Raw genomic sequence first — 13,169 nt, 5'->3', positions numbered from 1 at the left:
GCGCTGGGCAAGATCAAAAGCCACAGCAACCCGCGCCTGCAAAGCCGTGATAGCCGACTTCATCTCCTCCAAAACCCGCAACTGCTCGATCAGGTCCCCACTCACGGAGCCGGCCGGAACCGCGCCGGGCTGAGGCACGCCTCGGGATGTGGCAAGAAGAGGCGCAGCGGACACCGCTGTCTTCGTTTGCCTTTCCCGGATCTGCTTCATGTCCCTACTCTCGCAGGAGGCACTGACATTATTAGACGCTTCATCCGCGACGGAGTTGAACCATCCCGCCCTTTTCCGCGTCTTCACATCAGGGGAGGATAAGTGCCATCTTCGGGAGGTTCACCATGGTGCAGCTGGAGAAATTCGAAAAGTACTTGATCGAAGAGTTCTACGACGACTTCCGGTCGGGGGACATGTCGCATAAGACATTCACCAGGCGGGTGGCGTTCATCATGGGAAGCATGACTGCGGCCGCGGCAGCCATGACTTTGGTGGGCTGTACACCGGACGAGGTTCCTCAAACCACCGACCCCATGCCCACGCCTTCACCGACATCCGAGGCGGCAAGAACAGGGACCGCGACTACTGCAGTTCCCAACGCCAAGAGTCCGTTATCTGTCCCGGAAGGTGCTGCGGGCCTGACGACGGCAACAGTGACGTTCCCCGCAAACGGGACGGAAATCAGCGCGTACCTGGCCAGGCCCGAGGGGAGCCAAAAGGGTCCCGGCGTCTTGATCTGCCACGAAAACCGCGGGCTCACGCAGCACATCCAGGACGTTGCCCGACGTTTCGCCAAGGAAGGGTACGCGGCGCTGGCGCTGGACCTCCTCAGCAGGGAGGGCGGCACCGCGAATATGGATCCGGACGCTGTCCCCGGCGCTCTGACGCAGGCGGGCGCCCAAAGGCACGTGGACGATTTCAAAGCAGCCTTGGAGTACATCAACGGCCAGGATTTCGTCGAAGAGGGCCGGATCGCCATGGTGGGTTTCTGCTTCGGTGGCGGCATCACATGGCAGGCAAGCACCGAGATCCAAGGACTCAAAGCAACATCCGCATTCTACGGTCCCGCGCCGGACCTGGCCAAGGTGCCCACCATCAAGCCGGCGGTCCTTGGCGTCTACGCGGAGAACGATGCACGTATCACCGGGGCAATGCCCCAGCTGCAGGCAGCCTTGGATGCCTCAGCGGTCAAGCACCAGCTCAAGGTGTACCCCGGCGTGGACCACGCGTTCCACAATGACACGGGCGAGCGCTACGTGGAGGCTCAGGCAACTGCTGCCTGGAACGACACCCTGGCTTGGTTCAAGGACAACGTCTGAACACCCCTAGCCCTGCAAACGCGCAGCCTCGCTCGCCAGCTCGGCCTCCAAGGTCTCGATACTCGGCAGGCTCGCCACCAACTCATCGGGCAAGGAGTCAGCAACGGAGGTTTTCCACTCCGCGATGCCCACAGGAGCGTTGAATCCACGCAGTGCGTACTCGGCCACCACGCTGTTCTTCTCCTTGCACAACAGCAGGCCGATGGTGGGCTTGTCGTCGGGATGCGCCATGAGGTCGTCCACGGCCGCCATATACATACCCAATTGCCCGAGGAACCCAGGTTCGAACTTCACGGCCTTGAGTTCGATGACCATGTAGCAGCGCAACTTCAGATGATAAAAGAGCAGATCTGCGAAGAACTCGTCCCCGGCAATCTCCAGCCGCACCTGCTCACCAACGAAAGCGAAACCCTGGCCTAGTTCCAGCAGGAATTTCTCCACGTGTTTCACCAACTGCAGCTCCAGGTCCCGTTCGGTGTGCCGATCACTCATGGACAGAAAGTCAAAGACGTAGGGGTCCTTGGTCGCCTGCTGCGCGAGGTCCGAATCGGCAGGGATCATGGTGGTTTTGAAGTTGGTGATGGCCTGCCCTGAGCGTTCGTGCAGACGCGTTGAGATCTGGTGGGTCAGCACGTTGCGCGACCATCCGTGTTGGGCAGCCGCCGCGGCGTACCAAAGGCGCGTGGCGGCGTCGTCGAGCTTTTCCAGCAGTGCGATCTGGTGGTACCAGGGCAATGTTGCAAGCGGCGCTTGCAACATTGGAAAGTCCGGCCATGCTTGGGCGAAGCTCTTCATGTACCTCAGGTTCCTGGGGGAGAAGCCTTTTGCTTCCGGGAACCGTGTCCGGATGTCGGCGGACAGACGGGTGACCACCTTGGCTCCCCAGCCTTGCTCGGATTCACGCTCGGCGAGCTGCCGGCCGATACTCCAGTAAGAATTCAACAACTCGCTATTGGCGGCTGCCAGCGCCCGGGTCCTGCCGACACGGACCTCTTGAGCCACGGTGTTGAGCAGTGTCGGGTACCAGTCGGGCATGGACGAAGCAGCGGGGACACCCGGAAAGGATGCCTCGGTGGCGAGCTCTTGGGACGGCATGTTGCTCCTGTCGGTTGCTGTTGTCATCACGATAGGGGGAGGCACTGACAAAATAGACAGGTGAGTGAAGCCGGTGAATTCGTGGACTACACCCTGCAGATGGAATCGACCTGGGAGAAGGCGGCAGAGGCCAGTGAACGTCTGGGCGGGAGCCTGAAGGTATACGGCGCGTCCGTGGGCGCGGTGCGTGGCACGGTCCGGGATGCGCTGAAGCGGTACAAGAACCTCAACCATGACGACATCACCGCCCTGAGCTCGGAACTTTGGGAGGAGCCGGTCTTCGAACGCCGCCTCGCAGCGGTGGTTCTGCTGCAGGCCAAGGTCGGGCTTCTCGTCAACACCGATCTGACGCGCATCGAGGGATTCATCAGGCATGCAGGAACCCGGGAGCTGGTGGACCCGCTGGCCAGAGACGTTGTGAGGCCTCTCATTGCGCGGCTGGAAGGACTCGCGAAGGAACGCGCAGAACGCGTACTGGAGCGTTGGGCGACTGATCCGGACGCCGAACTACAGCATGCAGCGGCTCTGGCGAGAGACACCGCCACCCCTTGATAAGCACCAGCGACCCGCCTAGCGTTTCCCTCAACACATGCCACTGAGTTTGAGAGGCGGATTGTTCGATGAAATCGCTATGGCTTGACCGCAAATCTCACTTCACGTCTGACGCAATCCCCGCTGAGAAGCACTTTGACACGATTGTGGTGGGCGCCGGCCTCACCGGAATGGTCGCAGCGTTGCTCTTGTCCCGCTCCGGCCAGCGCGTGGTGGTTTTCGAGGCCCGGACACTAGGCGCTGTGACTACGGGAAACACAACTGGCAAGCTGAGCCTCCTGCAGGGCGGTGTGCTTTCCGCGTTGCGCAGCCAGTACTCGCTGAAGGTGGTCCAGGCCTATGTGGAAGCCAACAAGACCGGACAAGCCTGGCTTGCGCAGTACATGGAGCAGCAAGGCGTCCCCTTCCAGCGCAGGACCGCGGTCACCTTCGCAACCACCGACGACGGCGGGCAGCGGCTCCGCAAGGAAGCTGCCGTTTCGCGGGACGCGGGTTTGGATGTCCATTTCAGCCGTGATCCCGGATTGCCGTTCCCTGTTGTGGAGGCGCTGGAGCTCGAAGACCAAGCGCAGATCCACCCCATGGATGTCCTTGAGACCCTCGCCAGCGATGTCCGGGAGCACGGCGGCCTGATCGTTGAGGGCGTGCAGGTCCAGAACGTGGGCTCAGATCTGCCGTTGGAAGTGGCCACCCGCAAAGGAACGTTCACCGCGGACACTGTGGTGGTTGCCACAGGAACGCCCATCCTGGACCGCGGTTTGTACTTCGCGAAGCTCGAACCGAACCGTTCCTACGCCGCCGCCCTTCGCGTGGCAGGGGACATTCCGAAGGGAATGTACCTGTCCATCGACGCCCCAACCCGATCCCAGCGGACCTATCCCACTCCCGAGGGCGAGCTGCTCTTGGTTGGCGGCTACGGGCATACCGGTGGCCGAGCCACTTCGCCGCAACAGCATCTGAATGACCTGCTGGGATGGGCCAATGAGCACTACCCCGGTGCCGAGGTGACCCACACCTGGTCGGCGCAGGACTATCAAGCCACTAACCTGATGCCGTTCTTCGGCAAGCTTCCCCGTGGCCACGGACGGATCTTCTTTGGCACCGGCTACAACAAATGGGGGATGAGTAACGGGGTGGCTGCTGCCCTGTCCATCACCTCGGACATCCTGGGTGGCCAGTCCGACTGGGCCACGGCCATCCATCACCGGGTCACATCACCCCAAGGTGCCATCCAAGCAATTCGCCTCAATGCCAGCACTGCCAAACGGATGATCGAGGACAAAGCCAAGGTCAGGAGCAACCCTGAGATCACTGACGCAACGCGCCCACCGGAAGGCAGTGGCGTCGTCGGGCTCTACAAGGGCGAGCCCGCGGCGGTGTCCACCGTGGACGGGAAGGTCTGCATGGTGTCCGCCAGCTGCGCGCACTTGGGCGGATTATTAACCTGGAACGACGCTGAAAAATCGTGGGACTGCCCCTTGCACGGTTCGCGCTTCACCCCGGAAGGAAAGTACTTGGAAGGCCCGGCCACGCACCACCTGCAGAAGTCGCCGATTAAGAAGAAGGACTAGCTCAGCCGTTCGACGCGCCGCTGGGTTTGGTCCGCGGCGCGTCGTTGCTGCGTTGCGGCCCGGACTGCACGCTTCTTGTCTGATTCCGCGGATTCCGCATCACGGGTAATCCCAATGAGTTCGGCTTCGAGAGTGGCCAGACGCTTCTTGATGTCTTCGATCTCGGATTTGAGGTCTGTTCGACGGCCGGCCAGCTCTTTGACGGTGTCCCACGCCTCGGATGCTGCCGCTTCTGCTTCCCTGGCGTCCTTGTCGGCGGCTTCAAAGTCGCGGCGGGCCTCTTCCAGTGCGGCTTGTTGTTTGGCGGCACGCCGACCGGCGAGGGACGTCGCTTCGTCTTTTGGTTCCTTTTCTTTGGACGGCTTCTCTTTAGAGGGCTTGTCCTTGGAAGGTGACGCCGGTTCCGTCTTGGCCGCGCGCTTTGCAGGCGCCTTCGCAGATACGGGGCTAGCTTCGTCATCCGGACCGGTCGCAGCGATGGCACCTGTAAGGTCCACTGCCTCAAAGCCGCTCCCGCTGAGCCCCCGCACCAGCCGCCCGGTTCCTACCGCGGCGGCGGCCCCGGCATCGGCCATGGCGGCCCTGAGCGTTTGCTCAACGTCGGATGCCGCGGCAGCACTAAGAGGAGCGCCAAGCTCGGAGGCAAGATCTTTGGCCGCATGCACAGCGGATGTCAGTTGGCCTTGGCGTTGCTGCCCGAGTTCGCGAAACGCTTCTGCGTCGCCCTCCTCCTGGGCGGTTCGCAGCGAAACACCAAAGCGTACGACGCCGTCAATCACCTCGGGCTTGTGAACGGCCAGCATGTTGATGGCCCAGGCGCCGGCGGCCGGCTTTGGGAGGTTGCCAATCTCTTTAGCCAGGTCCTTCTGGCCGGCATCCTTCGCTTTGCGGACAAGCGCAGTTCGTTCCGCCGTGAAATCACGGGGTGTCACGGCGTACAGCTCCTGGGCGGCATCGCGGAGGTCCATCCACTCATCCTAGGGTTCGCACTGGTCCGCCGGTTTGGACACGTCCAGAGTTTCCGCCGTGCAGTCCATGAGCGCGAGTCTTCATTGACCCGCTGCTTAGGGTAGCCTAAGTCGAGTGGACCAGATCATGAGTTTGCCTTTCGGCGTCGCACTCGCGGCGCTCTTCGCGATCGTCATGATACGCGTCAACGTCACCTACTGGATTGGGCGGGGAGCGGTGGCCGGACTCGCGCACACCCGCTTCGGTGATTCTCTGGAGCGGCCCAAAGCAGCGCGTGCCCAGGCCCTGATTCAGCGCTGGGGACCGTACGCCGTCGTACTCTCTTTCCTGACCATCGGCCTCCAGACGGCCATCAACCTTGCAGCGGGCGCTGCCCGCATGCCGCTCCGACGGTACTTGCCCGCCGCCGTGGCGGGTTCTGTCATCTGGGCACTGCTTTACGCGACCATTGGCCTTGCTGCTTTGGAGGCGTGGTTGGCGGTAGCGGCGGCGTCGCCAGTTGGTGCTGCTGTAGGAATCGCAGCCTTGGCGGCCATCGTCGTCTGGGTTGTCGTGTTCCGTCGGCGTCGGGCGAGGGCCAAATCAGCGGATACAGTGGTCTGAGTTCTACAGCTGGATCGGCGAAAGGCCTGGGTTGACTACTGCATTACCGGAACTGGCGGACGGCGATTTTTACTACGAATCATTGGGCGAGGGCCGCTACCGGTCCACCATCCATGCCCAAGGTGCGTGGAATCCCCACGAACAACACATGGCCCCCGCCTCGGGCATCATTGCCGATGCCCTGGTGCGCCATGAACCCCGGGACGACGTCCGCCTGGCGCGGATCAGCTACGAAATCCTCGGGCTGATTCCCGGTGGCGAGTTCCAGGTCACCACCTCGACGTTGAGGCCGGGACGGACCATCGAACTTATCCAGGCAGAGCTTTCGGCGGGAGGCCGTGTGGCAATCCGTGCTGCCGCGTGGCGTATGGTCACCAGCGACACCAGCGCTGTAGCCGCAGTGGAAGATGAGTCCATGCCGGCCCCGGACGAATGCAAGCCATGGGATGGCGCCAGCGTGTGGCCCGGGGGATACATCCGGTCCTTGGAGATGCGCATTGCCGAAGGACACCGGCCTGGTTCGGGCAAGGTGTGGATCCGGACATCCCATCCGCTGACCGACCAACACGACAGCACCGATCTCGCCCGCCTCATGGGCTTGGTGGATACCGCGAACGGCATCGCGGCCCGTGTTCCACCTGGTGAAAACAGCTACATTTTTCCCAATGTCGATCTTCAGATCCACATGTACCGTGCTCCGTCTGGTGAATGGTTGGGGCTGGACAACAAGGTCTCTTTCGGGGCTGACGGCATCGGCCTGACATCCACTGTGCTCCATGATGCCAACGGACCTTTCGGGCGGGCTGAACAGATCCTGACGTTGAGGAAGAGTTGATGGGCGGCTCGGAAGCAGGGACCCGCCAGCTTACGGTTTATCGCCAGAAGGATTCGATGGGGGCGGCGGGAGACCTCGATTTCGCCTTGGAGCTGCTTCAGCGTGCCCGCAACGGCAAGCTCGGTCCGTCCCTCCGCCTGTATCGTCCGCAACCTACCGTGGCTTTCGGCCAGCGCGATGCAAACCTTCCTGGTTTTCACGCAGCGGAGGAGGCATGCCGGGAACTCGGTTTTGAGCCCCTGATACGCAAAGCCGGGGGCCGCGCCGCCGCGTATCACCAAGGGACCTTGGTCATAGATCATATTGAGCCGCATCCCGACGCGATAGTGCGTGCCAAAGCCCGTTTCTCGGAGTTTGGTGAGCTGCTGGCCGGCGCGCTTCGCAGCGTCGGCGTCCATGCCGCCGTCGGCGAAATTCCGGGGGAGTACTGTCCGGGGGAGTTCAGCGTCCACGGTGAGGACCCCGATTTTCCTGCTCACCGCATCAAGCTCATCGGCACTGCCCAACGCGTCGTCTCCGGAGGTTGGTTGTTCAGCTCCGTGATCGTGGTGGAGGACTCCAAACCCATTCGCGAGGTCCTGGCCGCGAGTTATGCTGCGCTCGGCCTCGAATGGGACACCGCCACTGCCGGGGCTGCGAATGACCTGCTGCCGCATCTGGACGTAGCAACGGTGGAGGACGCCGTGATTGAGGCTTACCGCGGTTACGCAGACATCATCGACGGCGACTTCCAGACTTTGCTGGCCTAGTCGCCGCAGGTCCGTTGAGCGTGTTGGTGCCCGGGTCTAGTCTGAATTAGACAGGGTTTCCCAAGCACGCGGATCGCGGTGGAACAATGGGCCGGAAGAAGCACCCTATTGAGGAGTCTGACGTAGGCATCAGCGTCAGCCCGCCTAAGAGATCCGCCGCGGGATTGCCCAGTCTGAGCGAAACACTCCCGCACGCCATGGCCGATATGGGGCCGTCCCGGGCGTGGAAGACACTACGGGCCGTCAACCAAAAGGACGGTTTCGATTGCATGAGTTGCGCCTGGCCTGACCCGCCGGAACGTAAGGCGGCTGAATTTTGCGAGAACGGCGCCAAGGCAATCGGGTGGGAGGCGGAGCCACTCAGGATTCCCACGCAGTTCTGGGCGGACAACACCTTGAGTGCCTTGGAGTCCAAATCCGAGTACTGGCTGGGACAGCAAGGAAGGTTGGTGGAACCGGTCTATAAGGCTGCGGGCTCTGATCATTATGAGCCTGTGAGTTGGGACCGGGCGTTTGAGGTCATCGCCCAGGAGCTGAACGGGCTTGGGACCCCTGACCAGGCGACGTTCTATACCAGCGGACGCACGAGCAACGAGGCAGCGTTCCTCTATCAACTTTTCGTTCGGGCATTCGGAACCAATAATCTCCCCGACTGCTCCAACATGTGCCACGAATCCACCGGGGTCGCCATGGGGGAAACCATCGGGGTGGGGAAGTCTGCCATCACCTACGCGGACTTTGCCAAGGCTGACCTGATCATCATCATGGGCCAGAACCCGGGAACCTGCCATCCGCGGATGCTTACGGCCCTGGAGGAAGCGAAAGAAGCGGGCGCGGAGATTGTGGCCGTGAATCCGTTGCCCGAGGCTGGTCTGATCAACTTCCGGAACCCGCAACGGCCTCGGGGATTGGTAGGCAAGGGCACGGATCTGGCAGACCAGTTCCTGCAAATCCGCATCGCCGGGGATATGGCATTGTTGCAGGCACTTTCGAAGCGTGTCCTCGATGCCGAGAGGGCTGCCCCCGGAACGGTGCTGGACCGCACGTTCATAGATGAGCATTGCCAGGGCTTCGTCGGTTTGGCAGCCCACCTCGCCACATTGAATGAACGCGATGTCCTCACTGCTACTGGGCTTGGCAGCGCGGCCATTGATGAACTGGCCGCGAGGTACGTCCGTGCCGATAAAGTCATCATCACGTGGGCCATGGGCATTACCCAGCACAAGAAGGCCGTGCCCACCATCAAGGAGATCATCAACCTGCTCCTGTTACGCGGCAACATCGGAAAGCCCGGCGCAGGGCCGTGCCCGATCCGTGGACACAGCAACGTCCAGGGTGACCGGACCATGGGCATTTGGGAGAAGATGCCGCCACGGTTCCTGGAGGCAATCAAGCGGGAGTTCGGCTTTGCCCCGCCACAGAATCCCGGCGTCGATGCAGTGGACAGCATTAGGGGCATGCGGGATGGCAGGATCAAAGTCCTGATCGCGTTGGGAGGTAACCTGGTCCACGCCATTTCAGACACCAAGGTTGCTGAAGCGGCGGTGCGGAAAACGCGTCTGTCTGTACAAATCTCAACCAAACTCAACCGCTCCCATGTGGTGGTAGGTGAGCAGGCCCTGATCCTGCCGACGTTGGGTCGCACAGAGATCGACAGGCAGGGCGGCGTGGCGCAGTTTGTCACCGTGGAGGACACGGTCTGCGCGGTACATCGCTCGGTGGGTCCGCTTGAGCCAATAGCCCTGAATGTGTTGTCCGAGGTGGCCATCGTCAGCCGCGTGGCCCAAGCTGTCCTGGGCGATAAAGTGCCGGTTGACTGGGTCGGGCTGGGACGCAACTATGACGCCATCCGGGATCACATATCCCGCGTCGTGCCGGGGTTTGAGCATTTCAATGCCCGCATCCGCGAGGAGGATGGCTTCGTCTTGCCGCACGGGCCAAGGGACAGCAGGACATTCCCCACAGCAACGGGCAGGGCCATGTTCTCCGTCAACGAGCTTGAGACAATTACGATTCCCAAGGGCCGCCTGCTCCTGCAAACAATCCGGTCACAGGATCAGTTCAACACCACCACGTATGCCATGAACGATCGGTACCGGGGCATAAAGAAAGGCCGCATGGTCCTCTTGGTGAATTCATCGGACCTGGCCGAATTGGGTTTCGAGGACGGGGGCTACGTGGATGTACACAGCGAGGCCGACGACGGCGTTGACCGTGTCCTGCCTCAGTTGCGTTTGGTCGCGTACCCCAGTGCGCGGGGATGCGCAGCTGCTTACTATCCGGAGGCGAACGTCCTGGTGCCGTTGGATTCGACGGCGGAGGAGAGTAATACTCCGGCCTCGAAGTCGGTGATTATCAGGCTTGAGCCGGCCGCCGCCCCGGTATACGGGTCGGCAGCCGGCTGACGCGAACGAAACCGTGAAGCTCGCTCGCGCTGGAGCTAGTGACCCCTTGCGATCCACTCATCCAGGTGCGGCTTTTCCGCGCCGATGGTGGTGGAATCGCCGTGTCCGGTGCGGACCACGGTTGCCTCGGGCAGCGGGAGGAGCTTGGTCCGGATGGACTCGATGATGGTGGGGAAGTCGCTGTATGAGCGTCCCGTCGCACCGGGTCCGCCTTGGAAGAGTGTGTCTCCGCTGAAGAGTGTTTCTTCGCTGGGCAGGTGGAACGAGACAGACCCGGGCGAGTGTCCGGGAGTGTGGATCGCTTTCAGTGTTGCACCGGCAATGGTGAACTCGTCGCCGTCCACGATTGCCACATCGGGATCAATTTCGGGGAACACTGCCCGCCATAGCATCCAGTCGTCCTGGTGCAGGTGGATGGGAGCTTTGACGAGCTCCCAAAACGCGCCGGCGGAACTGATGTGGTCGTCATGGCCGTGGGTCAGCAAAATGGCTTTGACGGTGCGGCCGCCCACGGCCTCACGAATCGCTTCGGGGTTGTGGGCGGGGTCGATGACGATGCATTCGGAGTCGTCGCCGATGATCCAGACGTTGTTGTCAACGTCCCAGGTTCCGCCGTCCAGGGAGAATGTCCCGGACGTAACAACGTGATCGATTGCGAGGTTGCCGGCGCTCACAGCTCAACCACCGATCGCAGGACGGCGCCTTGATGCATCTTGTCGAACGCTTCTTCGACCTGGTTGATGGTGATGCGCTCGGTCACGAATGCGTCCAGGTCCAGCTTGCCCTGCTTGTAGAGGTCCACGAGCATGGGGAAGTCCCTGGAGGGCAGGCAGTCGCCGTACCAGGATGACTTGAGTGATCCGCCTCGGCCGAAGACGTCAAGAAGTGGTAGTTCCAGGGTCATCTCCGGAGTGGGGACACCAACCAGGACCACGGTGCCTGCGAGGTCGCGGGCGTAGAACGCCTGCTTGTAGGTTTCGGGACGTCCGACGGCGTCAATCACCACGTCTGCGCCGAAGCCGCCTGTCAGGGCGCGGATTTCTTCGACGGGGTCTCCCGTGGATGAATCCACGGTGTGTGTCGCGCCGAGTTCTTTGGCGCGCTCGAGCTTCTTTGCGTCGATGTCGACGGCGATGATGGTGGTGGCGCCGGCGAGCGCGGCACCGGCGATGGCTGCTACGCCCACGCCGCCGCAACCAATGACGGCCACCGAGTCGCCACGCTTGACGCCGCCGGTGTTCAGTGCCGCGCCCAAGCCTGCCATGACGCCGCAGCCGAGCAGCCCGACAGCGGCGGCATCGGCGTCGGGGTCTACCTTGGTGCATTGTCCGGCGGCGACCAGGGTCTTTTCGGTGAACGCGCCGATGCCCAGGGCGGGCGAGAGTTCCGTGCCGTCTTCGAGGGTCATTTTTTGGGTGGCGTTGTGGGTGTTGAAGCAGTACTGGGCCTGGCCCCGGTTACAGGCCCGGCAGTTGCCGCAGACTGCCCGCCAGTTGAGGACGACGCGGTCGCCGGGGGCTACATCGGTGACATCGGGGCCCACCGCGCTGACAACGCCGGTGGCTTCGTGGCCGAGCAGGAACGGAAAATCGTCGCTGATGCCGCCCAGTTTGTAGTGGAGGTCTGTGTGGCAGACGCCGCTGGTGAGGATGTCCACCAGGGCTTCGCCGGGACCGGGTTCGGGAACCAGGATGGTTTCCAGGGTTGCGGGTGCGCCTTTGGAGCGGACGACGACACCTTTGACTGCGTGGACCATGGAGATGTTCCTTTCGGGCTCGCGGGTAGCGGGCCCTTAAATGCAGCAGGGCCCGCTACGGATTCCCAATCTGTCTATCACAGGTGACAGACAGCGTGTGGATTGTTCCGTGCGGGCCCTGGAGGGGTTACGCGTGGAGGCGGCGGTTAGACGGCGACCAGGCGCTTCTCAACCTCGGAAGCGGAGGGGTTGGTGGCCGCGGTTCCGTCGGGGAACAGCACGGTGGGGACCGTACGGTTTCCGCCGTTGAGCTGCTCGACGAGTTCGGCAGTGCCATCCACTTCTTCAATGTTGATCTCGGTGTAGCCGATGCCCTTGGCGTCCAGCTGCTTCTTCAGGCGGTTGCAGTAACCGCACCAGGTAGTCGAGAACATGGTGATGGTGCCGGAGTCGGGAGTGAAGTCCACAGAGCTCTCCTCAGTATTGATCGTTTGCACGGGATGGTTCGTTGATATCAACGGTAACCCGCGTCCGAATAATTCCCGTTCGGTGGCGAAGCCGGGTTACGTCACATGCCTGCGCTGGTGCGTTCGGCGGGGAGGGGGCAGACTGTTGCCATGTGTGGACGTTATGTGATGGCCCGTGCGGTGGGGGACCTGCTTGCCGATTTCGACGCCGAGCTTGAGAACGAGATTGCCCTTGGGAAATCGTGGAATGTGGCTCCTACGGACGCTGTTCCCATTGTGTTGGAGAGGTTGATTGACGACGACGTTAAGCGGCAGCTCCACGTCGCGAAGTGGGGGCTGGTGCCCTCATGGGCGAAGGACCCCAAGGGCGGCGCGAGGCTTATCAACGCCCGCAGCGAAACGTTGTTGGAGAAGCCGTCCTTCAAGAAAGCTGCGGTGGCCAGGCGTTGTGCGGTTCCCGCGGACGGCTACTACGAGTGGAAGAAGGGCGAGGGCAAGAACAAGCAACCGTACTATGTGCATCCGGCGGACGGCCACGGTCTGGTCTTTGCGGGCTTGTACGAGTGGTGGCGGGACCAGTCAGCTTCCCCTGATGACCCGGGCCGCTGGTTGCTGTCCATGTCCATCCTGACCGCCGACACCCCCACGGTGGAGGAGGCGCGAACCCGGCGCAGTGCTTCGGTGTTTGACGAACTGACCGCCCTCCATGACAGGGTTCCGTTGCCCATGAGCACTGAGACGATGGAAGCGTGGTTGGATCCGCGCGAGAAAGACGCCCAGGGTTTGGTGGACATGGTCCGGTCCAGGGCGCACGACGCCGCCGCTGACTGGACGCTGGACCCGGTGGGGGCCGCAGTGGGCAATGTCCGTAACAACTCACCGGAACTCATCGAACCGGTGGAGGGTCTCTTCTAGGA

The 13,169-nt window shown here is 62.2% G+C and carries 13 protein-coding genes and 1 pseudogene; 8 read left to right on the top strand and 6 right to left on the bottom strand.

Features of this window, described 5'->3' with window-relative positions; translation table 11 throughout:
- Positions 1 to 210 (bottom strand): annotated as a pseudogene (locus tag AC6CH8_RS09875) (HNH endonuclease); the annotation flags it as partial.
- Between the two features lie 125 nt (positions 211 to 335).
- On the opposite strand from AC6CH8_RS09875, the gene AC6CH8_RS09870 reads away from it, so the two are divergent.
- Positions 336 to 1,310, top strand: a complete 975-nt coding sequence (locus tag AC6CH8_RS09870; protein ID WP_498190215.1) for a dienelactone hydrolase family protein — start codon at positions 336 to 338, stop codon at positions 1,308 to 1,310.
- A gap of 6 nt (positions 1,311 to 1,316) precedes the next feature.
- Here AC6CH8_RS09870 and AC6CH8_RS09865 read toward each other — a convergent pair whose 3' ends face one another.
- Positions 1,317 to 2,405: a PDDEXK nuclease domain-containing protein gene (locus AC6CH8_RS09865; RefSeq protein WP_179016501.1), complete on the bottom strand. Its 1,089-nt coding sequence runs from the start codon at positions 2,403 to 2,405 to the stop codon at positions 1,317 to 1,319.
- A gap of 60 nt (positions 2,406 to 2,465) precedes the next feature.
- On the opposite strand from AC6CH8_RS09865, the gene AC6CH8_RS09860 reads away from it, so the two are divergent.
- Together AC6CH8_RS09860 and AC6CH8_RS09855 are read left to right on the top strand one after the other, a co-directional pair.
- A complete protein-coding gene (locus AC6CH8_RS09860; RefSeq protein ID WP_498190213.1) occupies positions 2,466 to 2,957 on the top strand; it encodes a DNA alkylation repair protein in 492 nt (163 codons plus the stop codon).
- A gap of 68 nt (positions 2,958 to 3,025) precedes the next feature.
- The gene (locus AC6CH8_RS09855) at positions 3,026 to 4,528 is read left to right on the top strand and encodes an FAD-dependent oxidoreductase (RefSeq protein WP_498190211.1); all 1,503 of its coding nucleotides are present in this window, start codon (positions 3,026 to 3,028) and stop codon (positions 4,526 to 4,528) included.
- Here the strand turns inward: AC6CH8_RS09855 and AC6CH8_RS09850 are convergent.
- Positions 4,525 to 5,496: a hypothetical protein gene (locus tag AC6CH8_RS09850; RefSeq protein ID WP_498190210.1), complete on the bottom strand. Its 972-nt coding sequence runs from the start codon at positions 5,494 to 5,496 to the stop codon at positions 4,525 to 4,527. The two genes, AC6CH8_RS09855 and AC6CH8_RS09850, sit on opposite strands and share 4 nt — an antisense overlap.
- A 115-nt stretch (positions 5,497 to 5,611) precedes the next feature.
- On the opposite strand from AC6CH8_RS09850, the gene AC6CH8_RS09845 reads away from it, so the two are divergent.
- The 4 genes from AC6CH8_RS09845 (at position 5,612) to AC6CH8_RS09830 (ending at position 10,089) form a co-directional block, all read left to right on the top strand.
- Entirely contained in the window at positions 5,612 to 6,100 is a 489-nt protein-coding gene (locus AC6CH8_RS09845) for a DedA family protein (RefSeq protein ID WP_364305417.1), read from the top strand.
- Between the two features lie 31 nt (positions 6,101 to 6,131).
- On the top strand, positions 6,132 to 6,935 hold the full coding sequence (locus AC6CH8_RS09840; protein ID WP_178993466.1) for a thioesterase family protein: 804 nt from the start codon (positions 6,132 to 6,134) through the stop codon (positions 6,933 to 6,935).
- Positions 6,935 to 7,684 (top strand): lipoate--protein ligase family protein, encoded by a 750-nt coding sequence (locus tag AC6CH8_RS09835; protein ID WP_420178232.1) that lies wholly within the window; start codon positions 6,935 to 6,937, stop codon positions 7,682 to 7,684. Before AC6CH8_RS09840 ends, AC6CH8_RS09835 begins: the two co-directional genes overlap by 1 nt.
- 86 nt (positions 7,685 to 7,770) lie before the next feature.
- Complete coding sequence (locus AC6CH8_RS09830; RefSeq protein ID WP_498190207.1) at positions 7,771 to 10,089, top strand: FdhF/YdeP family oxidoreductase; 2,319 nt, start codon at positions 7,771 to 7,773, stop codon at positions 10,087 to 10,089.
- Between the two features lie 35 nt (positions 10,090 to 10,124).
- On the opposite strand, the gene AC6CH8_RS09825 is transcribed toward AC6CH8_RS09830, so the two are convergent.
- The 3 genes from AC6CH8_RS09825 to AC6CH8_RS09815 all read right to left on the bottom strand — a co-directional run bounded on the left by AC6CH8_RS09825 (position 10,125) and on the right by AC6CH8_RS09815 (position 12,252).
- A complete protein-coding gene (locus tag AC6CH8_RS09825; protein ID WP_498190205.1) occupies positions 10,125 to 10,763 on the bottom strand; it encodes an MBL fold metallo-hydrolase in 639 nt (212 codons plus the stop codon).
- Positions 10,760 to 11,845, bottom strand: coding sequence for an S-(hydroxymethyl)mycothiol dehydrogenase (locus AC6CH8_RS09820; RefSeq protein WP_178993470.1), 1,086 nt, complete (start codon positions 11,843 to 11,845; stop codon positions 10,760 to 10,762). The genes AC6CH8_RS09825 and AC6CH8_RS09820 overlap by 4 nt, the downstream gene beginning before the upstream one ends.
- A 146-nt stretch (positions 11,846 to 11,991) precedes the next feature.
- Positions 11,992 to 12,252 (bottom strand): mycoredoxin, encoded by a 261-nt coding sequence (locus AC6CH8_RS09815; RefSeq protein ID WP_091467878.1) that lies wholly within the window; start codon positions 12,250 to 12,252, stop codon positions 11,992 to 11,994.
- 168 nt (positions 12,253 to 12,420) lie between these two features.
- On the opposite strand from AC6CH8_RS09815, the gene AC6CH8_RS09810 reads away from it, so the two are divergent.
- Positions 12,421 to 13,167 carry an SOS response-associated peptidase gene (locus AC6CH8_RS09810; protein ID WP_420181161.1) on the top strand — a complete coding sequence of 249 codons (747 nt, stop codon included), beginning with the start codon at positions 12,421 to 12,423 and terminating at the stop codon, positions 13,165 to 13,167.
- The last annotated feature ends 2 nt before the right edge of the window (positions 13,168 to 13,169 follow it).

The organism is Paenarthrobacter sp. GQ52, assembly GCF_059759005.1.
This window is presented reverse-complemented; position numbering and strand designations above follow the sequence as displayed.